This window comes from Streptomyces sp. NPDC107498, assembly GCF_055582805.1.
This window is the reverse complement of sequence record NZ_JBVJPE010000010.1, coordinates 252,757-273,516: the sequence shown is the minus strand read 5'-3', so window position 1 is coordinate 273,516 and position 20,760 is coordinate 252,757. Positions and strand designations below refer to the sequence as shown.

Here is a 20,760-nt window from a genome sequence, read left to right as displayed (position 1 = left end):
TCCGCACCCCGTAGGCGTCGAGTCGTCCAAGAGCGTTCGATCAGGGTGCAGGGTCGCAGAGCGGAGGCCGGGCGGCACCCCGTTTCCGCCCGGTGGTCAGCCGAAGGCGAGGGTGCGGAAGTCGTCCCTGACCCGGGCCAGCGGGCCGGGGGCGCGGGTGAGGCGGAGCCGGTTGGTGAGCAGCACGGCCCAGCGGCCGCGCGCGGGCGACACCCACAGGGCCGTGCCGGTGAAGCCGAAGTGCGCCCAGACGTCCTCCGCCGGTTCCGTGCCCGGCGCCGGATGCCAGAACAGCCCGCGCGGCGGGAGGAGCCGGCCGGTGTGGACGCGCAGCGAGGCGGCCGTCCATCCGGCGGAGAAGGTGCCGGGCACCGGGGCGAGCAGATGGCGCAGGAACCGGCCGATGTCGGCGGTGGTGGTGAAGACCCCCGCGATCCCGCAGGCGCCGCCGAGGAGCCGGGCGGAGAAGTCGTGGACGGTGCCCCGGAGCGGGGCGCCGCTCTCCTCGTCGTACTCGGTGGGCGCGCACCGTTCCCGGGCCTCGGCGGGCAGCGGCCCGTACCGGGTCCGCGTCATGCCGAGGGGCGTCCAGACCCGGTCCCCGGCGAGCCGGGGGAGCGGCTGCCGGGTGAGGTGCTCGGCGAGGTAGCCGAGGACCAGCGCCGCCCGGTCGGTGTACGCGACGGCCTCGCCGGGCCGGTGCCGCAGGGGCTCGGCGAGGACGCCGTCGCGGACGTCCTGCGGATCGGAGCCGTACAGGTGCCGGAGGTTGGCGCGGAGCGGCAGGCCCGCGGTGTGGGTGAGGAGGTGGTGCGCCGTCGCCCCGGCGAGCGGCCGGCCCGCGGCCTCGGGCCAGTACGAGCCGAGCGGGGCGGACAGGTCGAGCTTCCCGGCGTCGACGAGCGTGCCGACCACCGCCCAGACCGCGAGGACCTTGGTGAGGCTCGCGACGTCGAAGAGGGTGTCGGGGCGCGTCGGCGCGTCGGGGTGCGCCGGGTCGAGCAGCCCGACCGCCCCGGACGAGAGGGTGGCGCGGGCGTCGCCGACGGCCCATGCGGCGCCCGGGTACGTGCCCGCCCGCGCCGCCTCGTCGAGGAGCCGCCCGAAGGGGTCGCTGCGCTGTGCCAAGGCGTGCCTCCGACGGTCCGGGGAGGTTCGGGGCGGACCGTCGGGGTGCCGACGGACCGCGCTCCGAAGTCATGCCCCGGGCGTACCGGAAGACACCCTTCCGTCAGTGGCCGTCGCCCTCCTGGGCGGTCGGCGCACAGGTCACCTCGTCGCGCGGGGTGTAGTGGGTCTTGTAGGTCTCCCGCTTGACCTCGACGCCGTCGTTCTTGAAGACGCGGTCCACCGAGACGTCGAAGCCCTCTAGGGGCGTCTGCGGCACACAGGCCTTGCCGGTGCCCTCGCGCTTGGAGGGCTGCGTGATGTTCGTGCGCGGTCCGGCGACCGCCTCGACGGAGTCGTACTTCTTCGTGCCGAGGAAGCTCACGGTGACCGAGGAGTCCGTGGCGCTCGCCTTGATGTAGATCGGCTTGCCCGTGTCGTTGCGGAACTTCAGGTCGAGCGAGCCCCAGGCGACGGTCGCCTCCCGGCCGGCCGGGTAGCGCTCGATGTAGAAGGAGTGGGCGCCGTGCTCGACGGGCTGCACCCCCGCGAAGAACATGGCGTTGTAGACGGTGGTGGCCATGGCCGACACGCCGCCGCCGGGCGCGGAGCGGTACGAGCCGTCGAGGATCATCGTGCCGTCGACGAAGCCGTTGTCCGGGGTCCGCTCGCCGACCGTCCTGTTGAAGCTCCACACCTCGCCCGGCTGCACCAGCGAGCCGTTGATGAGCTCGGCCGCCCGGCCGATGTTCGTCGTCCGGTACGGCGCGCTCGGGAAGTTCACCGTGAACGTCGACATCTGCTCGGTGATGCCCAGCCGGGCCAGCGAGGCGGAGGTCAGCCCGGGCTCGGTGACCGTGGTGGCCACCGGAGCCGTGCGGGCCGCCTCGCCCGTTCTGGTGAGCAGCGGGCGCACGGCGTCGCCCAGGGCCTTCGCGGTCACCTCGTGGCCCGGCCGGCCCTCCGACTCCACGACGACCTTGCCGTCCCGCACCCCGAGGGAACCCTCCACCGGCGCGTTCGTCAGCGCGGCGAGGGGCCGCGCCACGTCCGGGTCGCGCCGCAGGGCCTGCGCGTCGAGGGAGCCGGTGAGGCGGCCGCCGTCGTTCTTGACGGCGAGGTGGTCGGCGAGCGTGGCGGGGGAGATCCGCAGCCGCTGGCCGGCCGCCGTGAGCGTCACGGGGCCGGAGACGGCGGGCTTCGCGTACGAGTCGAGGAAACGGGACACCTCGGCGGCGGGCAGCCTGGGCTCGGTCACCGAGACGGGGAGCGCCACCGCGGCGGCGCCGGTGGCGGCCGGATAGGCCGCGCGCAGGGACTCGGCGGCGCGCTCCGTGTCCAACGCGCTGCCCGTGACGGGCGGGGTCGCGACGGCCTTGCCGTCCCGGAAGGCCACGGAGCCCTCGCGGACCGCCCGGTCGTTCTGCTTGGCCAGCTCGGCCACGGCGGCCCGGGTCCTGGCCCCGTCGTACGCGAACACCGGCCGGACCTCGCGCTCGCCGGAGGAGAACAGCCGCCCGATCACGGTGAAGGGGTCGCGGGACGGGTCGGCCGCCAGGTCGGCGGTCTTCGCGACGTCCACGGTCAGGCCGGCGGAGGCCGGGTCCACGGTGGCGGCGCGGTCGCCGACCCGCACGGGTATCGGCGCCTTCCAGGAGGCCGGGGCCGCGGCCGTCAGCTTGGCCCGGGCCTCGGCGCGGCTCATGCCGCCGATGTCCACGCCGTCGACCCGGGTGCCGGCGGATATGTCGTCCCCGGTGGCGACCAGCCCCGTCACGTACAGGCCCCCCGCGGCGACGGCGACCACGCCCGTCGCGATCGCCGCCGTCCGGAGGAGGCGCGGACGACGCCCCTCGCGGGGCGTCGGGGCAAGGTCGGTCCTGGGGCGGGGCACGCGCTCTCCCGGGGCGTCGAGGAATGGGGCAACCACACGACGGTACGCCGAAAGAGTGTCTTATGCACATAAGAAGGTTTTGACCTGCGGTGATACGGAGTGAGGCGAATCGACCACGGAGCGTACGGCCGTTCGGGTGCGGCCGGACGGGACCGGGGCCGCACCGGCCCGTGCCGTGCCGTGCCGAGCCGTGCTGTGTTGTGCCGTGCCGTGCCGAGCCGTCCGGTCCCGCCGGAATCCCGGGCCGTTCCGCTCGCCCGTCGGGCCCCATGGGCGCAAGGTGGACGCATGATCTTCATCGCCGTACGGTTCACCGTCCGCCCCGACCGCGCCGACCGCTGGCTCGACCTCGTCGACGGCTTCACCCGCGCCACCCGCGCGGAGCCCGGCAACCTCTTCTTCGACTGGTCCCGCAGCGTCGACGACCCGAACGTCTTCGTCCTCCTGGAGGCCTTCGCCGACGCGGAGGCGGGCGCCGCCCACGTCGCCTCCGACCACTTCGCGGCCGGGCTCTCCGCCATGGCCGACGCCATCGCCGCCACCCCCGAGATCATCAACGTCGAGGTCCCGCAGCAGGGCTGGGGCGCCATGGCCGAACTCGCCCCGAACGGCGCCTGAAGCACTCCGCCGACGACCCCCGGCGCGCCCCGCCCCGCCTGATAGGTTCGCGTGGAACGTCGCGTGAGACGCGGGTGGGGCGGCGCCCCGAGGGGAGGACCGGCACATGGCGGTGAGCGGGCGACAGACCGGCAGACCCACCCTCGAGGAGGTCGCGGCCCGGGCCGGAGTCGGGCGCGGCACGGTCTCCCGGGTCATCAACGGCTCCCCGAAGGTGAGCGAACAGACCAGGGCCGCCGTCGAACGGGCCGTCGCCGAACTCGGGTACGTCCCCAACCGGGCCGCCCGCGCCCTCGCCGGCAGCCGCACCGACGCCGTCGCCCTGGTGATCCCCGAGACCGAGGCGCGGCTCTTCGCCGAGCCGTACTTCCTCGACATCATCCGCGGGGTCAGCGCCGAACTCGCCGCCGCCGACAAGCAGTTGCTGCTGACCCTCATCCGCAGCGAGCAGGAGCGGCAGCGCTTCGAGCAGTACCTCGCCGCCCAGCGCGTCGACGGCGTCCTCCTCGTCTCCGTGCACGGAGACGACCCGCTGCCCGACCAGGTCCGCGCCCTCGGCCTGCCCGCCGTCCTCAACGGCCGCCGCACCGAGGCCGAGCGCGTCGCCTTCGTCGACTCCGACAACACCGGCGCGGGCCGGACCGCCGTCGCCCACCTCGCCGCCCGCGGGCGGCGCGCGATCGCCACCGTCACCGGACCCCTCGACATGTACGTGGCCCGCTGCCGCCTCGACGGCTACCGCGAGGGCCTCACGGAGGCCGGACTCACGCCCGACGGGACGCTCGTCGCCAACGGCGACTTCACCGAGGAGGGCGGCCGTCGCGCCATGCGGGAGCTCCTGGACCGCCGGCCCGACCTGGACGCCGTCTTCGCCGCCTCCGACGTGATGGCGGCCGGCGCGCGGAGCGTCCTGCGCGAGGCGGGCCGCCGGGTCCCCGAGGACGTGGCCCTCGTCGGCGTCGACGACTCGGCGGTCGCCCGGCACATGGACCCGCCGCTGACGAGCGTGCGCCAGCCCATCGAGGAGATGGGCCGCACCATGGCGCGCCTGCTCCTGGAGGAGATCGCCTCGCCCGGCGACGCGGACGAACAGCCCCGCCGCATGCTGCCGACCGAGCTCGTCGTCCGCGCCTCCTCCTGACGCCGGCCCGCGCCCCACCGGTCCCGCCGACGGCTCCGGTGCCCCGGGTGCCGAGATGCAGCCGCCCCGAGTGTTCCGGAGAATGGACACCGTACGGGGCCCGTATCCGCGAACAGGGCGCCTCCGACGGTGTCCGACCCGGCTAGGGGGCGGTGGACGATGTCGCTGCGCAGGCCGAACCGGCCGCCCACGGCGCCCGGCGCCCTGCGCCCCTGGACCCTGGTGTACCTCCTGGTCGTGACCCTGCTGACCGTCGCGTACCTGGAGGTCCCCGCCCGCCACACCACCCTGTGGGCGCTCATCGGACTCAGCGGCGTCGTCGCCATCCTCGTCGGCGTCCACCGCAACCGGCCGTCCCGGCGCTGGCCCTGGCTGGTGCTCGCCGCCGCCAACCTCGCCTTCGTGAGCGGCGACACCGCCTACAACGCCCTGGAGGCCTTCTTCGGCCAGACCAGACCCTTCCCGTCCGTCGCGGACGCCCTCTACCTGATCACCTACCCGCTGTTCGCGATCGGCCTCTACGGATTCATCCGCCACCGGGCCGTGGGCCGCGACCTCGGCGTCCTCCTCGACGCGCTGACCCTCACCTCGGGGCTCGCGCTGCTCTGCTGGGTCAACCTCATCACCCCGCTCGCCCGGAGCGAGGACATGACCTGGCTCGAGAAGGCCATCTCCATCGCGTATCCCCTCGGCGACGTGCTGATGCTCGCCATGCTCGCCCGGCTCCTCGTCCCCGGCGGGCTGCGCTCCCGGTCCGTGCAGCTCCTCGCCCTCGGCACCTGCGGCATCCTCGCCTCCGACGTCGTCTACGGCATCAAGCAGCTCGACGGCACCTGGCAGGTCGGCACCCCCTGGGACCTCGGCTGGGTCGTCTTCTTCACGGCCTGGGGCCTCGCCGCCCTCCACCCCTCCATGACCGGCCTCACCGAGCGCGCCCCCGAACCGGCCCCGCGCGTCGCCGAACGACGGCTCGCGCTGCTCGCCGGGGCCTCCCTCGTCGCCCCCGGCCTGCTGCTCCTCCAGTCGCTGCGCCACACGCAGAACAAGGACATCGCCGTCATCGCGATCTTCTCGGCCCTGATGTTCCTGCTGGTCCTCGCCCGGCTCTGGGGCATGATGAACGACCACGGCAAGGCCGAGGCCCGCGAGCGCAGCCTCCGGGTCGCCGCCGCCTCCCTCGTCGCCGCCCTCAGCCCCCGCGAGGTCGCCGGAGCGGTCGAGACGGCCTCCGCGACCCTCTTCGGGCCCGGCACCTCCCACCAGGTCCTCCTGCTCGTCCGGGACCGCCGCGGCGGCCTCACCGCCGTGGCCACCGCGGAACACCCCTGGAGCTGCCGCACCGACGAGCTGATCCGCCCCCGCGGCACCCCCTGGCCCGAGCTGGTCGCCGAAGGCGCCCGGCTGCTCCCGCTGACCCGGCTCGACCCGTCCGTCGCCGCCGAGATCACGCCCGAGACCCACGTCCTGCTCTGCCCCCTGGAGCTCCAGGCCCCCTCCGGGGGCGAGCCACTGCTCGGGGTGCTGCTCTTCGCGGGATCCGAGAAGAAGCTCGCGGAGATCTCGGGCCCCGCCCAGTCCCTCGCCTCCCAGGCGGCCCTGGCCCTCGAACGCTTCGGGCTCAGCGAGGAGGTCAACCGCCGCACCAGCGAGGCCTACTTCCGCACCCTCGTGCACAACACCTCGGACGTCATCCTGATCCTGGACGACGACGACACCATCCGGTACGCCAGCCCCTCGGCCGAGTCCATGTTCGGCCGCTCCCTGCTCCCCGGCACGCCGCTCACCGAACTCCTCGCCCCCGCCGACACGGCGAGCGCCCTGCGCCTCGTCGCCGACGCGCGCGCCCGCGGCGCCACCGACGCCCGGGACGACTGGAAGCTGCTGCACGGCGGCTCCGGGGAGCTGGAGGCCGAGGTCCGGTGCAGCAACCTGCGCGACGAGCGCACCGTCCACGGCCTCGTCCTCACCCTCCGCGACGTCACCGAGCAGCGGAAACTGGAGCGGGAACTCACCCACCGGGCCTTCCACGACTCGCTCACCGGCCTCCCCAACCGGGTCCTGCTCCTCGAACGCATCGAGCGGGCACTGCTCCGCGGACGCCGGGAGTCCACCCTGACCTGCATGCTCTTCGTCGACATCGACGACTTCAAGGTCGTCAACGACACCATGGGGCACTCCGTCGGCGACGAGCTGCTCGTCGCCGTCGCCCGCCGTCTCGCCTCGGTCCTGCGGCTCACCGACACCGCCGCCCGGCTCGGCGGCGACGAGTTCGCCGTCCTCATCGAGGGGGCGCGCGAGCCCCGCGACGCCGAGGCCCTCGCGGCCGAGATCGTGCACACCCTCGGCCAGCCGTTCCTCCTCACCGACGGCGCCGTCTCCGTGTCGACCAGCGTCGGCATCGCGACCGTGCTCGACAGCGCCCACGCCGAGGAGCTCCTCGGCCACGCCGACCTCGCCCTGTACGCGGCCAAGGCCGCCGGCAAGAAGCGGTGGCGGCTCTTCCACCCCGAGCTCCACTCCCGGCTCGTCGCCCGCCACGAACTCCAGGCGGGCATGGACCGGGCCATCGCCGACCACGCCTTCGCCCTGCGCTACCAGCCGATCGTCGAGGTGGAGGACGGGGCCCCGGCTGGCCTCGAAGCGCTCATCCGCTGGCCGCACGCCCGCCGCGGCATGGTGCCGCCCGACCAGTTCATCACCCTGGCCGAGGAGAGCGGCCACATCATGCCGCTGGGCGCCTGGGTCCTGGAGCACGCGGCGCTCGACATCGCCCGCTGGCAGCGCGCCCACCCCGGCCGCACTCCGCTGCGGGCCAACGTGAACGTCTCCGCCCGGCAGTTCCGCGACCCCGGGTTCCTCGAAGAGGTGCGACGCGCCCTCCACTCCTCCGGGCTCGCACCCGGCTCGCTCGTCCTGGAGCTCACCGAGACCGTCCTCATGCGCAGGGACACCCAGATCAGGACCACCATGTCCGCCCTCAAGGAGCTGGGGGTCGGCATCGCCATCGACGACTTCGGCACCGGGTTCTCCTCCCTCAGCTACCTCCGCGAGTTCCCCATCGACGTCCTCAAGGTCGACAAGTCGTTCATCGACGACATCACCACCGACCCGCAGCAGGTGGCGCTCGTGGAGGGGATCGTGCGCATCGCCGACGTCCTCGGCCTCCAGGTCGTCGCCGAGGGCATCGAGCACGAGGAACAGCGGGCGCTGCTCGCCGAGATGGGCTGCCGCTACGGGCAGGGCTACCTCTTCGCCCGCCCCATGACCGCCCACCAGGCCGAGTCCTATCTGCACCGCGCCCCGCCCGCGGCCACCCGGCCCGGCGCCCGGCCCGCCGCCCGTCAGGCCGTCCGGCTCGCGGGCCCCGCCCCGGCCGTCCGCACCGCCCGGGCCCCGAGCGAGTCCCGCTGGCGGGACCTGGAACACCTCCAGCGGACCAGCCTCATGTGCGACGCCGTCATCGACGAGGTCGACGGCCGCCGCATCCGGGTCGGCGACGACTGGCTCGTCGACTTCGCCTCCTGCAACTACCTCGGCTTCGACCTCGAACCCGCCATCATCGAGGCCATCGAACCCGAGGTCCGGAAGTGGGGCACCCACCCCAGCTGGTCCCGGCTCATCGGCAGTCCCCGGCTCTACCCCCACATCGAGGAGCGGCTCACCGAACTCCTCGGCGCCCCCGACACCCTGCTGCTGCCCACCATCACCCTCATCCACCAGTCCGTCATCCCGCTGCTCGCCGGCACCGGGCAGGTCTTCGTGGAGGCGCAGGCCCACCGCACCGTGTACGACGGCTGCGTCGGCGCGCGGGGACAGGGCGCCGAGGTCCACCGCTTCCGCGCCGACCGGCCGGAGGAACTGGCGGGCCTGCTGCGCGGCGCGCCCGCCGACGCCGGCCGGCTCGTCTGCATGGACGGCGTCAACAGCATGACCGGCAACTTCCCCGACCTGCCCGTCCTCGCCCGGATCTGCCGGGAGAACGGCGCCCTGCTGTACGTCGACGACGCCCACGGCTTCGGCGTCATCGGGGAGCGCCGCGCCGGCGAGAGCAGTCCGTACGGCTCGCGCGGCAACAGCATCGTCCGCCACCTCGGCGAGAACTACGACGACCTGGTCCTGGTCGGCGGCTTCTCCAAGGCGTTCTCCTCGCTGCTCGCCTTCCTCGCCGTACCGAAGTGGCTCAAGGACCACCTCAAGGTGGCGGCGGCCCCGTACCTGTACTCGGGACCCTCGCCGACCGCCTCGCTCGCCACCGCCCTCGCCGGACTCGACCTCAACGACGAGCGCGGCGACGAGATCAGGGCCCGCCTGTACCGCATGACGGCCCGCGTCCTCGCCCACGTGCGGGGCCTGGGCATCGCCACCCCCAACACCGACGGACTGCCGATCATCGAGATCCCCCTGGGCGACGCCGGGGACCTCGACGCCGTCGCCACGTTCCTCTGGGAGCGCGGCATCTACGTGACGCTCGCGTCGTACCCGCTCGTCCCGCGCGACCGGGTCGGCTTCCGCGTCCAGATCACGGCCGCCAACACCGACGAGGAGATCGACGAGCTGTGCGGGGCCCTCACGGAGCTCGCCGCGCGCTACGCCCTGCAGCCCGCCGGGGCCCCCCGCACCGTCGGGGCCGGCCGGCCGGCGGAGGAGTGATGGGCCGGACCCCACCGGGCCCCCCGCGGGCGGGCCGGGTGCGCCGCAACCGGGACGCCGACTGGAACGACTGGCCCGTCGCCGACTACCTCGCCGAGAACTACCGCAGGCTCCACCCCTGCGACGTCGGCGTCATCCGCCACCACGCCGCCGTCTACCGGCGCTTCGCCCCCGGCGCCCTGTCCCGCACCCTGGAACTCGGCGCCGGTCCCAACCTGTACCCGCTGATGCTCGCGGGCGCCGCCAGCCGCGCCGTCGACGCCCTCGAACCCAGCGCCGCGAGCGTCCGCTACCTGCGCGGACAGCTCGCCCACGGCGTCGACGACAGCTGGCGGCCGTTCTACGCCCTGTGCCGCTCCCTCGACCCCGGCCTCCCGGCGGACTGCGCGGAGGCGCTCCACCGGGTGCGGGTCGTGCGCGGCACCGCCGACGACCTGGCCCCCGGCACCTACGACCTCGCCTCGATGAACTTCGTCGCCGAGAGCGTCACCGAGGACTTCGACGAGTTCACCGCCCTCTGCGACGCCTTCGTCCGCGCCGTCCGCCCCGGCGGCACGCTCCTCGCCGCCTTCATGGAACGGATGCCGAGCTACCGCATCGGGACCGGCCCCGTCTGGCCGGCCTGCCCGGTCGACGAGACCGCCCTGCGGACCGTGTTCGACCCCCGTACCACCGGGCTGCGGATCCTCGGGCTCGCCAAGGACCGCACCCTGCCCGAGTACGGGGACACCGGCGTCCTGCTGCTCACCGCCGAACGGCCGGGCACGGGCGCGCCGCTTCAGGGGTGACGCCGGATCGTCTCCGCGTACCGGTCGAGCGAGGAGCCGGGCGTCCCGTCGTACAGCTGCCGGTCGAAGGCCCACATCATGCCCTCGAGGCCGCAGGACGCCATCTGCCGGTACGCCGTGTCCGTCACCCCGTCGCGGTACGCGGCCACCTGCGGGCCCGCGCTCTCCCCGGCCAGCCGGGTGAAGCCCGCGCTCCGGGCCACCGCCGCCACCCAGCGCGCCGAGGACCAGTCGCGCACCGTCGCGTCGTCCGGCGCCGACACGTCGACCCGGGCGTCCTCTGCCGCGCAGCCGTTGTCCCGGGGGTGGCCCGTGCCGTCCACCAGGGCGGTGGTTACGATCCTCACCGCGTCCCCGTGCGCGACCCGGCCGAGCGTCAGGAAGAAGCCCACGCCGCGCCCGACGAGCCGGATCGACGGCGAGCCGGCCAACCGGGCGTCGACGGCCGCCCGCAGGTCGGAGGGGTAGAAGCCGGAGCCCGGGATCAGGACCTTGAACTGTCCCCGGTAGCCGAGCGAGGCGTACAGGTCGAACTGCCAGTTCACGGCCCCGGCGAGCGCTCGCGCGTACCAGTCGTACCAGCGGGTCACCTCCTCCCGGGTGAACCGCCGTCCGTGGTACGTGCGCTCGCCCGGACGCCATCCGGGGAACGGGGAGCCGGCCTGGGCGTGGCTGTCGTACGCCCAGAACTCGCCCGGTCCCCCGTCCTTCGACCGCGGCTTCGGGTAGGCGAACTCCCCGTTCTCGTCGATCCCCACGCGGACCGCCCAGAAGTTGCCGAGGCCGACCCGCCGGTCCACCGCGCGCGCGTAGGCGGCGACGTGCTTCCGCACGGGCTCGCTGAACACGATGTTCGGGGTGGTCGTGGACCGCTCGCCGAACTGGTTCACGTAGACCGAGTCCGGGAAGGCGCCGGCCAGCCAGGACGGCGGGTGGTTGAGTCCGAGACTCGTCTCGACGAGCAGTCCCGCGCTCCGGAAGGCGCCGAGCCGGTCCCGCACTTCGCGTGCGTACCCCTCGTCGTACACGCCCTGCTCCGGTTCGAACCTGCCCCAGTCGATCTGCAGGTGCGCGACCCGGATGCCGTGGTCGTACTCGGTGCGCGCCCGCTCGGGATCGGTCTGGAGCGTGCCGTACCAGTACGGCCGCGGCTCGGACTCGCGCCGCAGCTCCCGGAACGCCCCCGCGAGCAGCAGGAGCACCGCGAGGACGACGAGCGCGGCCGGCACGCCCCGGCCCCCCGCCCACCACGGCGCCGTCACGACAGCAGCTCCCGGTAGAGCGTCGCGTACCGGGCGGCGAACCGCTCGGGCCCGAAGCGGTCCTCGACCAGGGCCCGGCCCCGCTCCGCGAGCATGTCCCAGGAGCGCGGCTGGCCGAGCAGCCACGCCAGCTGCTGCCCGGTGCGGCGCCCGTCGCCCGCCGGTGCCCGCAGCACGGCGTGGCCGAAGTCGGCGAACTGGGGCAGGTCACTGAGGATCGAGGGCCGTCCCGAGGCCAGCGCCTGGAGCACGGTGAGCGGGACGTCCGCCTTTCCGCCGAGCGAGGTCGGCGGGAACAGCAGGACCTGGACGGAGGCGATCAGGGCGTGCATGTCGTCGACGTACCCGCGCACCTCGACGTCCGGCACCCCCGCCGCCTCGGCCCGTTCCCGCAGCGCCCTGCCGAGGGTCTCGACGTCCTGCCCCGGCCGTCCCCGCATCGCGAGCACCAGCCGGAACCTGGCCCCTTCCCGGTGGGCCTCCGCCGCCGCCTCGATCGCCGTCTCCGCCCCGCCGCGCGGATCGTGGTGCCCGGCGAAGAGGACCGTGGGCAGTCCCTCGGGACGCGGCAGGTACGGCCACTCGTCGAGGCCGATCATGGGAGGGACGACGCGGACGTCCCCGAAGTCCGCGGCCCGCAGCCGACGGGCCATGGACTCGGACAGGGCGACCGTCGTCCCCAGCGGCCGGGCGTGCCGGAGATGGCGCTCGTCCATCACGCCGGGCACGGTGTGCACGACCGGCCGTCCGTCGAACAGCAGCGGGCGCAGCCAGGAGAAGGCCGGGAAGGTGCGGCCGATGGTGAGGAAGGCGTGCACCAGGTCGACACGGCGGGAGAACAGGCTCCCGGCGAGCGCGGACTGCACGCGCTCGGGGACGTGCGGCACGCCGTCCCGGGAGACGATGCGGACCGGCCTGCCGCGCTCCGGCGCGGCCTGCCGCCTCCTCGGCCACTGGGTGAACCACACGAAGTCCACGTCGGAGAGGGTCCCGAGGACGTCGGCGGCGAGCCGCATGTCACAGCCCTCCGACCCGTCCAGCGGACTGCTGGTCAGGAGGAGGACACGGAGGCGCCGCTCAGCGTGGCGCATCGGACACCTCCGCGGCGGCCGGTCCCGGCGCCGGGAGCAGCGGCCCGGTCACGGCGGAGCCGGGCACGACGAGGCGTGCGAGGTCCGGACCGGGCAGCGGCGCGGGCAGCCGGTACAGGGCCAGCGTGCCGTACGTGTGCCCGTGGTAGGCGGCCAGGGGCCGCAGCCCCTCGGTCAGCCGCCGCACCTCGGCGAGGGGGGAACGGCCGTATCCCTGCTCGACGACCCGCCACGGGACGATCAGGTAGCCGGCGTTCGCGGCGGCCCGTTCGCCGGGCGTCACCCAGTGGCCGAGCCGGTAGGTGTCGTCGAGCGTCCAGGACGTCACGCCGCGCGTCCGCTGCCCGTCGACCGTGACGATGCCGCTGCCCGCCGGGACGTGCGTGAGCAGATACGCCCGGAGGCGCACGAAGCCGTCGTCGGGCGCCCAACGGCTCTGGGCGTACACGGCGGCGGGAGTGGCGAGCACCGCGAGCAGGACGCCGCCGGCCAGCACCCGCAGCCCGCGCCGGTGCCGGGACGGCACCGGCACGGTCACCGCGAGCGCCACCAGGTTCGGCACGAACAGCAGGTACAGGGCCTGCTCCTCCAGGGTCCCGAAGGCCAGCGCGTACCCCAGGGTCAGGATCGCGGAGGCGTGGAAGAGCGCGAGGAGCCGGTACACGGGTTCCTTGCGGCGCCACAGCAGCACCAGCGCCACCGGGGTCAGGGCGAGCAGCAGGTACGTGCTCGCGTAGCCCGGGAGTTCGGCGACGAGCCGGCCCGAGAGCGAGGGCGTGCCCGCCGCGTTGAAGCCGGTCTCCTGCAGCAGTCCGAGCAGCCGCCGCACCCCGGCCGTCTTGGCCTCCCAGAAGGGTTCGAGGTGCCCGAAGCCGGCGACGAGCGCCACGTACACCGCGTACGAGAGCACCGTCACCGACAGGGTCAGCGCCACCAGCCGGCGGGGCGGCCCCCAGCCGAGGAGCAGGGCGACGAGCAGCGGCAGCACGGCGATCAGGGCCGCGTGGTCCTTCGTCAGGACCGCGAGGCCCAGGAACACCCCGGCGAGCAGCGCCCGGGCGCGGGGGCGCCCCGGCGGATCGGGGCGGGCGAGGCCCACCAGGACCAGGTAGCCGGCGAGGACCCACATCATCGTGGAGGTCTCCAGGAGGACCCGGTCGTTCTGCCGGACGCAGAACTGGTCGAGGGCGAACAGCAGCCCGGCGACCGCGCCGGCGCCGCGTGAGCGCACCCGGGCGACCAGGAGGACGAGGAGGGCCGCGGTCACCCCGGCGAGCAGGGAGTTGAGCACCCGCGAGGAGTGCACGCCCGCGATGACGTCCGGGTGCTCCCCGACGAGCTTCGTCCAGCCCGCCTCGACGTAGAAGTAACCGGGCGGGTGGAGGAAGAACAGTCCCTCGTCGGTCCGGGGGAAGCCGCCCGCGGCGGCGCTGTCGCCGAGACGCCGGTAGATCGGCTCGTCGACGAACACGTCTCCCGCCCGCCCGATCTCCATCAGGCGCAGCGTCACGGTCAGCAGCGCCGCCAGGGCCGCGTACACCCCGGCGGGGAGGGGGGCGCGCCGCCGGGGCGCACGCGCGGACGGCGATGCCTCCGGGGCGGTCCCGACGGGCGCGGAAGCGGTGTGCGGGGCGGTCACGGCACACCCCCGGCGGTCCGCGCCCCGGTGCCGGCCGGCCGGCCGGCGGTCCGGAGTCCGGTCTCGGGCAGCAGGTACACCTCGGGCGCGCGCGGAACGCGGCCTCCGGGGAACAGCGCGTCGGCCTGGGTGCGGTAGCCCCGGACGAGCTCCGCCTTCCGGTCGAGGTCCCGTTCCCAGGCGTACGCCACCAGCCGGTGCCGGCGGGTGAACTCCGCGTCGGCGGCGGACGTCTGGTTGTACGGGAAGTCGCTGTAGTACACGACGCCGCGGCCGCTGCGCTCGGCGGCGGTGCGGACCAGCACGTGGTCGGCGTGCCCGCCCACGCCCAGGGGCGCGAGCAGCAGGCCGCCGGAGCGGGCGGGCAGCAGCGCGTCGATCGTCTCCCCGACCACGCCCAGGGTGGCGTCGTCGTGCGCGGAGATCCGGCCCCGGGACAGGTGCAGGCGGTACGTCGGGTACACGTGCGCCAGTTCGGGGAAGAGTCGGGCCAGCCGCTCCGTGCCGGGGCGGGCCCGCGGCAGCCGCCGGAACAGCCCGTCGACCAGGCCGACGTGACGCCAGCCGACGTCGAGCGGCTCCAGGACCCGCCGGTCCTCCTCGCGCCGCTCCGCGAACAGCTCCTCCGCGTCCCCGGCACGGGTCTGCTTCAGGTACTGCCGGGCGGAGAGGGTGTACGGCGGTGGCGCGGCTTCCGTGAACAGCGAGGCGACCGTCACCGACGCCCGCCGCCCCGCCCGGCCGAGCAGCGCGCCGCAGGACAGGACGGCGTCGTCCAGGTGCGGCGAGAGCACGAGCACCGGGACGCCGGAGCCGACGACGGTACGGACGAATTCGGTCAGCGGGTCGTCTGCCATGACGCACCCCTCCTCCTCGACCGCCTCACGGCGGTGGGCGGGTCCAGAAGCCGGTGGGCCAGGGCCAGGTAACGACCCGTCGCCTCGTTCCACGTGTAGTGCCGCGCCGCGATCCCGGCGCGGTGGCCCAGCCGGCGGCGGAGCGCCGTGTCGGTGGCCAGCTCGGTCATGCGCGTCCCGAACGCCGCCACGTCGAAGGGCGGCACGGCCACGTCGCCGCCGTCGCGCATCCAGCGCAGCGAGGGCAGGTCGAAGTGCAGCACGGGCTTGCCGTACGACATGCCCTCCAGGGCCACCAGACCGAAGGTCTCGTGCCGCGACGGCATCACCAGGAAGGCGCTGTCGCGCAGCAGTTGCCGCTTGCGTTCCTCCTCGGCGAAGCCCACCCAGTGGATCCGGGGCTCCGGGCCGCGGGAGCGGGCGGCGACCATCGCGGCGAGCCGGCGCTCCTCGGCCGGGGTGCCGCTGCCCGCGAGGAGCAGGTCGAGCGGGGGCCGGGCCCGGTCGTAGGCGTCGAGCAACAGGTCGATGCCCTTGCCCCAGGTGTCGATCCGGCCCAGGAAGAGGATGAACTGCCCGCTCCCGAGGAGGGACCCGTCGATCCGGTGCTGCTCCACCCCGTTGGGGATGACCTGCACGTCGGCCCGCGGGCTGAGCCGGCGGACCGCCGAACCGTCCGCCGTGTTCAGCACCACGATGTGCCGGTAGCAGCGCAGTCCGAGACGCTCGACCAGGACGAACGGGACGTGGTACCGCCGCCACAGCGCCTCCGCGCTGCGGCCCTGGTCGATGCCGACCACGGGGGCGCGGCTCGTCAGGGGCAGGAAGCTCGTCGAGAACGGGGGGGTGAAGCTCTCCAGCCACAGGTCGTGCCGAATCCGACGGGCCGCGAACGGCAGCGCCAGGAGGAACAGCAACTGCCCGGCGCGCGGCCCGGCCCGGCCCACCGGCAGCCGGACGTACCGGATGCCGTCCCGGTCCTCGGTGCCGCCGCGCCGGCCCGCCGTCACGACCGTCACCCGGAAGTCCTCCGCCAGCCGCCGTGCCACCTTGGCGACCACCAGCGCCCCGCCGCCCCGGTAGGCCGGGTTGTCCGCGTCGTCGTAGGTCGACAGCACCACGTGCCGCCGGTCCCCGGCCGCCTCGCGCTCCGGCACGGCGGCCGCCCGTCCGCGCGTCCGCACCTCGTCGAGGATCCGCTCCAGGGCCGTGTCCGCCACCAGGGACGGACCCCGCTCGCCGTCGAGGCGCGCGATCCCCGGCAGGCTCCCCGACCAGTTCCGGTAGCGGGTCCACCAGACGGTCGGCGGTCCGGCGATCTCCTCCCAGCCGCGGCTTCGCAGCGTCTCGGGCCCGGTCTCCACCAGCAGGGTCAGGCCGTAGCGGTCGGCGATCCGGCGGAGGACGGACGCCGCTCCGGAGGAGGCCGGCAGGTCGAACTTCACCAGCGCGTCGAGCGGCCCCCGGTCCGTCACGACCACGGCCGGCCCGCCGCGCGCCCGTGCCCGCGCGAGCAGCCGGGTCGCGGCGATCCGGGCCGCGAGCTCGCCCGCGTCGAGGAACGCGTGGGCACGCCGCAGCCGGGGTCCCCGGCACTCGGGGTCCGAGGCGCGTCGTCCGCACCCGTCCCCGTCCGGCTCCCCCGCGCGGGGCGGAACCGGGAACCGGCGGCACAGGAAGCAGCCGTAGCAGTGTGTGGTGACGACGGTGACCCCGCGCTCGCGGAGCAACGTCGACAGCCGGCGCACCAGAGAGGACTTGCCCGCGCCGTCCGGTCCCGACACCGCGACGAGCAGAGGGCCTCGGAAGGTCGTCATGACACCCGCCTCCGCAGCTTCTTGGCCGTTACCAGGGGGATCCGCAGGGACGCCTCGCGCGCCGCGGCCCGGAACCGGCCCGCGCCGAGGAGGTGCCCGGAGTGCTCGGCCCCGGCCCGGAGGGAGGTCCCCGCGGGCAGCGGCAGCGGCAGCGGGACGGGCTCGCCCCGGTCGAGCCGCGCCATCGCCCCGACGGCGAGCACGAGCGCCGCACGGCCGCTCGTGCCCCAGCCTTCGCGGGCCGCCTCCCGGCAGGCCTCGGCGATCACTTCGGGGCGCAGCAGGGGCCGCAGCGCGAGGAGCTCGGACAGGTCGAAGGCCAGGTTCTGGAAGAGGGCGTGCGCCAGCCAGATCCGCAGCCGGTCGGACGGACACGGCGTCAGCCAGGCACAGCCCCCGCCCTCGTCCGCGGGCACGGCCCGCGCGAACAGCCGCTCGGTGGGCACCACCGGCACCCCGAACCAGGAGACCGAGCCGTGCAGATGCGCGGCCGGGCCGGTCGGCGGCTCCAGGAGCACCTTGCTGGTCCGCTCCAGCCAGTAGACCGAGCGGTGCGCGGACCAGCCGTCGAGCGCCTCCTGCGCCGCCGGCAGCCGGCCCGGGGGCACCACCAGGTCGAAGTTCCCGTACACGTAGTCGCCCGAGAGGTCGGCCTTGATCAGGACGGTCGGGATGCCCGCCGCCCGCAGCCGGTCCGTGGACTCCACGAGGTTCCGCCGGAACAGCGCGGTCGCGCTCTCCACCTCGTCGAGCGTCGCCGCGAGCTGCCGGGGGTAGGCGCGGGCCAGCCGGCCCTCGACCTGGTTGCGTCGGGCGGCGGCCAGCGCGCCGGGCAGCTCCCCGTCACCGGCGGGCCGGACCCGGCCCCGCCAGACGGCGTCGACGAGCAGGGCCACGGACCGCTCGTCGGGGGCCGCGGTCCGCGTCGTCGGCCGCTCGTCGTCGACCGGCGCCCCCGTACCGGGCCGACCGGCGCCGGACTCCGCGGCCGGGCCCGGGGGCGCGGCCGGCGCCCCGTCCCCGGCGGCGCCCGCCGCCGGGACGGGCGCGCCGCGCCGTCCGAAGAAGCGCCACAGCGTGACGGCCGTGACCAGCACGGCGGCGGCGAACCAGGCGTGGGCGTACGGGCGGAGCAGGGCCAGCGCGCAGGCGAGCACGAGCAGCGGCAGCACCACGCGGCCGAAGGGCCGCTCCGCCGTGCCGAAGCCGTGCAGGCGGGCGTGCCGCGCGACGAGCAGCACCAGGGCGGTGGCCGTCCCGCACAGTCCGCCGATCGCCATGCCGAGCACCCCGCCGACGGCCCAGCCGGACGCCAGGCCGGTCACGTAGACGGCGAGACCGGCGAGGAGGGTCCGCAGACAGGCGTAGTCGTTGACCGCCTGGGCGAAGGTCACGAGCAGGGCGAGGGCACCGAGCGCGAGGCCCGACGTCGCCGTGCAGGCCATCAGGGTTGCGATCATAGAATATCCCGGGGGGAAGATCTCCGCGAGCAGGGCGCCGGGCGCCGTCGCCGCCACCGTCGTCAGGGGCAGCGCCACCGTGAGGTACATCCGCAGCGCGCTCGCCGTCAGCGGATCGCCCGCCCGCCGCCGCGACAGGGCGGGCAGGAAGGCGATGGAGACGGCGCCGGCGAGGAAGAGCGGCACCCGGCCCAGCATCACGGCCGCCTGGTAACTGGCCGCCGCGGCCCGGTCGGTGGGCAGTATCGCGACGAGGACGATGTCCACGGCGGCGAGCATCGCGACCACGCCCTGGAGCGAGGCGACGCCCATCGCCTTCCGCCACAGCCGCCGGTCGACGCCCACCGCCCGCCACGGGCGGCGCGAGGTGCCGGGGAACCGGTGCGGCCGGACGAACACGTACGGCAGGACGGCGATCCCGAAGGCGGCGAGGGCGCCCGTCTCGCCCATGCCGAGCGCCGTGACCAGGAACAGCCCCACGCCGAACTTGAGGAAGGCCTCCAGGGCGGTGAGGACGGCGAGCGTCCGCAGCCGTTCGGTGCCCTGGAGCCAGCCCGCGCTGACCCGTGTGACGTACACGCCCAGGGTGCCGGCCGCGACGACCAGGGCCGTCGCCCCGCTCGCGAACCCCAGGGACACACAGGCCACCACGATCGCGGCCACGGCGCCGCCGGCGAACGCCGTGATCACGGCGAAGCTCACCGCCTCGCCGCGTTCGGTGTCCGAACGGGCGCGGGCCAGGGCCTGCGCCAGCATCCAGGGGACGGTCACCACGGCCACCGCGGCGGTGCACACGAGGAGGCCCTGACCGGCGGCGAAGGTGGCGTACTCGGAGACGTCGAGGAGCCGGGTGAGAACCAGGGAGTACGCGTAGTTCAGCACGCCGACCACGAGGACGGCGGTGGCTATCCAGCGTGCGCCGTGCACCGCCCTGGCCTCGTCCTGCTGCACGGGCGCCCGGGTGGCGACGGAGCCGGCGGGGGTCACGGCCGCCGCCCCGGAGGCCGGCCCGTGGCGGGCCCGTCGGGCTCCGCCGTACCGAGCAGGACGTCGTGACCGCTCGCCAGGGAGACGTCGGCCTCGTCGACGTCGAGGCGGTCCAGGGCGCTCAGCGCCCGCACCTCGTCGCAGCCGTGGAGGAGCAGCCGGAAGGTGTCGCCCGCACGGTTCCAGACGTCGGTCTGGCGCAGGGAGCTCCGCAGCGTCCGTTCGGTCGTGTCGGGGTCGGCCGAGGTGAAGCGGGTGAGCACCGACAGGTCGTTGGCGGAGCGGCGGGAACGCCGGTGGCGGTGGATGCGCTGGAGGTCCTCCAGGACGACCTGGGCGAGCCGTTCGGCGCTGGCGTCCCAGGAGAAGGAGTCGGCCCAGGCCCGGCACCGGAGCGCGGCGAGGCGCCGCGCCTCCGCCGTGGACAGCGCGTCGAGCGCGGCGGCGACGCCGTCCGCGAGGTCCGTCTCCGGGTCGAGCAGCCAGCCGTTGACGCCGGGCCGGATCGCGTCCCGCAGTCCCGGCACGTCGAAGGCGAGGGCGGGGGTGCCGACGGCGTTCGCCTCGATGACGGCGAGCCCCCAGCCCTCGGCGACGGACGGCACGACGGTCAGCCACGCGCGGTGGAACAGTTCCTGCTTGCGCTCCTCGGTCACGTGCCCGTGGAAGACGACGGCGGAGCCCACGCCCAGCTCGGCGGCGAGCTTCCGCAGGCGATCGGCCTCGGGGCCGTCCCCGCACAGGTCTACGCGCAGCTCCGGACGACGGCGCAGCAGCGCGGGCACGGCCCGGAGGATCAGGTCGACCCGCTTCTGCGGGACGAGCCGGCTGACGACGGTCAGCACGGGGCTGTCGGACCGCTGCCCGGCCGGGGCCGTGGGCCCGGGGCCGGAGCGCCCGTTGGGGACGATGTGGATCGGATTGCCGAAGCCGAGTTCGCGGCGGGCGCCCTCGCGGGTGGAGGGCGAGACGACCACCATCGGCCGGCCCCGGTACACCCGCCGGCTGACCTGCTTCTCCAGGACCCGCCCCACCGAGTTCAGGGGCCAGCGGAACCTGGTGTCGAACTGCTGCTGGTGGACGTGGTGGAGGACGCAGATGTCGGCGGTCCACCGGGGGGTGAAGAGCGGGGAGAAGAACGGGATCCCGTTCTGGAAGTCGATCACGGCGTCGTACGCGTGACGGTTCCGCAGCAGGTGGGCGGCGGTGGCCGCGTACACCCCGAAGGTGCCGCCGCCGCGCACGACGCGGACCCCGTCGCGGTACTCCAGGGCGCGCGAGCCGGGGTGCCGCGACGAGACGAGGGTGACGTGGGCTCCGGCCGCCGCGAACCGCCGGGCGATCTCCCAGCAGTACGTCTCGGCTCCGCCGGCGTCGGGGTGGGCGGGGTCGCGCCAGTTGAGGAAGGCGAGGTCGGTGCGGGCGAGCCGGTCGAGTGCGGTCACGGCG

General features: G+C 74.9%; 13 protein-coding genes. 4 read left to right on the top strand and 9 right to left on the bottom strand.

All coding sequences use genetic code 11. From position 1 onward, the window contains the following. Nucleotides 1–96 precede the first annotated feature (96 nt). Both ACZ66Z_RS20025 and ACZ66Z_RS20020 read right to left on the bottom strand, forming a co-directional pair. On the bottom strand, nt 97–1,128 hold the full coding sequence (locus ACZ66Z_RS20025) for a serine hydrolase domain-containing protein (protein WP_469935694.1): 1,032 nt from the start codon (nt 1,126–1,128) through the stop codon (nt 97–99). A 103-nt stretch (nt 1,129–1,231) separates the two neighbouring features. Further along, a complete protein-coding gene (locus tag ACZ66Z_RS20020; RefSeq protein ID WP_469935692.1) occupies nt 1,232–3,001 on the bottom strand; it encodes a VanW family protein in 1,770 nt (589 codons plus the stop codon). Nucleotides 3,002–3,289: 288 nt separating this feature from the next. Here ACZ66Z_RS20020 and ACZ66Z_RS20015 point away from each other — a divergent pair, with 288 nt between their 5' ends. The 4 genes from ACZ66Z_RS20015 (at nt 3,290) to ACZ66Z_RS20000 (ending at nt 10,198) form a co-directional block, all read left to right on the top strand. After that, nucleotides 3,290–3,619, top strand: a complete 330-nt coding sequence (locus tag ACZ66Z_RS20015; protein WP_469935691.1) for a putative quinol monooxygenase — start codon at nt 3,290–3,292, stop codon at nt 3,617–3,619. A 106-nt stretch (nt 3,620–3,725) separates the two neighbouring features. Further along, entirely contained in the window at nt 3,726–4,760 is a 1,035-nt protein-coding gene (locus ACZ66Z_RS20010; RefSeq protein WP_469935690.1) for a LacI family DNA-binding transcriptional regulator, read from the top strand. Between the two features lie 159 nt (nt 4,761–4,919). Next, nucleotides 4,920–9,410 (top strand): aminotransferase class I/II-fold pyridoxal phosphate-dependent enzyme, encoded by a 4,491-nt coding sequence (locus ACZ66Z_RS20005; protein ID WP_469935689.1) that lies wholly within the window; start codon nt 4,920–4,922, stop codon nt 9,408–9,410. Next, a complete protein-coding gene (locus ACZ66Z_RS20000) occupies nt 9,410–10,198 on the top strand; it encodes a class I SAM-dependent methyltransferase (RefSeq protein WP_469935688.1) in 789 nt (262 codons plus the stop codon). The genes ACZ66Z_RS20005 and ACZ66Z_RS20000 overlap by 1 nt, the downstream gene beginning before the upstream one ends. On the opposite strand, the gene ACZ66Z_RS19995 is transcribed toward ACZ66Z_RS20000, so the two are convergent. Genes ACZ66Z_RS19995 through ACZ66Z_RS19965 form a run of 7 tightly spaced genes read right to left on the bottom strand, consistent with a single transcriptional unit; the run spans nt 10,189 to nt 20,756 of the window. Beyond that, a complete protein-coding gene (locus tag ACZ66Z_RS19995; protein ID WP_469935687.1) occupies nt 10,189–11,460 on the bottom strand; it encodes a beta-galactosidase in 1,272 nt (423 codons plus the stop codon). The genes ACZ66Z_RS20000 and ACZ66Z_RS19995 overlap by 10 nt on opposite strands. Beyond that, the gene (locus tag ACZ66Z_RS19990) at nt 11,457–12,551 is read right to left on the bottom strand and encodes a glycosyltransferase family 4 protein (protein ID WP_469935685.1); all 1,095 of its coding nucleotides are present in this window, start codon (nt 12,549–12,551) and stop codon (nt 11,457–11,459) included. The genes ACZ66Z_RS19995 and ACZ66Z_RS19990 overlap by 4 nt, the downstream gene beginning before the upstream one ends. Continuing rightward, nucleotides 12,538–14,190, bottom strand: a complete 1,653-nt coding sequence (locus tag ACZ66Z_RS19985; RefSeq protein ID WP_469935683.1) for a phospholipid carrier-dependent glycosyltransferase — start codon at nt 14,188–14,190, stop codon at nt 12,538–12,540. Before ACZ66Z_RS19985 ends, ACZ66Z_RS19990 begins: the two co-directional genes overlap by 14 nt. Next, on the bottom strand, nt 14,187–15,047 hold the full coding sequence (locus tag ACZ66Z_RS19980) for a PIG-L family deacetylase (protein ID WP_469935681.1): 861 nt from the start codon (nt 15,045–15,047) through the stop codon (nt 14,187–14,189). The genes ACZ66Z_RS19985 and ACZ66Z_RS19980 overlap by 4 nt, the downstream gene beginning before the upstream one ends. Then, on the bottom strand, nt 15,029–16,864 hold the full coding sequence (locus ACZ66Z_RS19975) for a glycosyltransferase (RefSeq protein ID WP_469935679.1): 1,836 nt from the start codon (nt 16,862–16,864) through the stop codon (nt 15,029–15,031). The genes ACZ66Z_RS19980 and ACZ66Z_RS19975 overlap by 19 nt, the downstream gene beginning before the upstream one ends. Beyond that, a complete protein-coding gene (locus ACZ66Z_RS19970; protein WP_469935677.1) occupies nt 16,861–19,311 on the bottom strand; it encodes a lipopolysaccharide biosynthesis protein in 2,451 nt (816 codons plus the stop codon). The genes ACZ66Z_RS19975 and ACZ66Z_RS19970 overlap by 4 nt, the downstream gene beginning before the upstream one ends. Continuing rightward, entirely contained in the window at nt 19,308–20,756 is a 1,449-nt protein-coding gene (locus tag ACZ66Z_RS19965) for a glycosyltransferase family 4 protein (RefSeq protein ID WP_469935675.1), read from the bottom strand. The genes ACZ66Z_RS19970 and ACZ66Z_RS19965 overlap by 4 nt, the downstream gene beginning before the upstream one ends. Nucleotides 20,757–20,760 lie beyond the last annotated feature (4 nt).

Excerpts from the sequence above, each read along its gene's own strand:
- ACZ66Z_RS20015 (WP_469935691.1), top strand. The coding sequence starts at position 3,290 with ATGATCTTCATCGCCGTACGGTTCACCGTCCGCCCCGACCGCGCCGAC.
- ACZ66Z_RS20010 (WP_469935690.1), top strand. The coding sequence starts at position 3,726 with ATGGCGGTGAGCGGGCGACAGACCGGCAGACCCACCCTCGAGGAGGTC.
- ACZ66Z_RS20005 (WP_469935689.1), top strand. The coding sequence starts at position 4,920 with ATGTCGCTGCGCAGGCCGAACCGGCCGCCCACGGCGCCCGGCGCCCTG.
- ACZ66Z_RS20000 (WP_469935688.1), top strand. The coding sequence starts at position 9,410 with ATGGGCCGGACCCCACCGGGCCCCCCGCGGGCGGGCCGGGTGCGCCGC.
- ACZ66Z_RS19990 (WP_469935685.1), bottom strand. The coding sequence starts at position 12,551 with ATGCGCCACGCTGAGCGGCGCCTCCGTGTCCTCCTCCTGACCAGCAGT.
- ACZ66Z_RS19980 (WP_469935681.1), bottom strand. The coding sequence starts at position 15,047 with ATGGCAGACGACCCGCTGACCGAATTCGTCCGTACCGTCGTCGGCTCC.
- ACZ66Z_RS19975 (WP_469935679.1), bottom strand. The coding sequence starts at position 16,864 with ATGACGACCTTCCGAGGCCCTCTGCTCGTCGCGGTGTCGGGACCGGAC.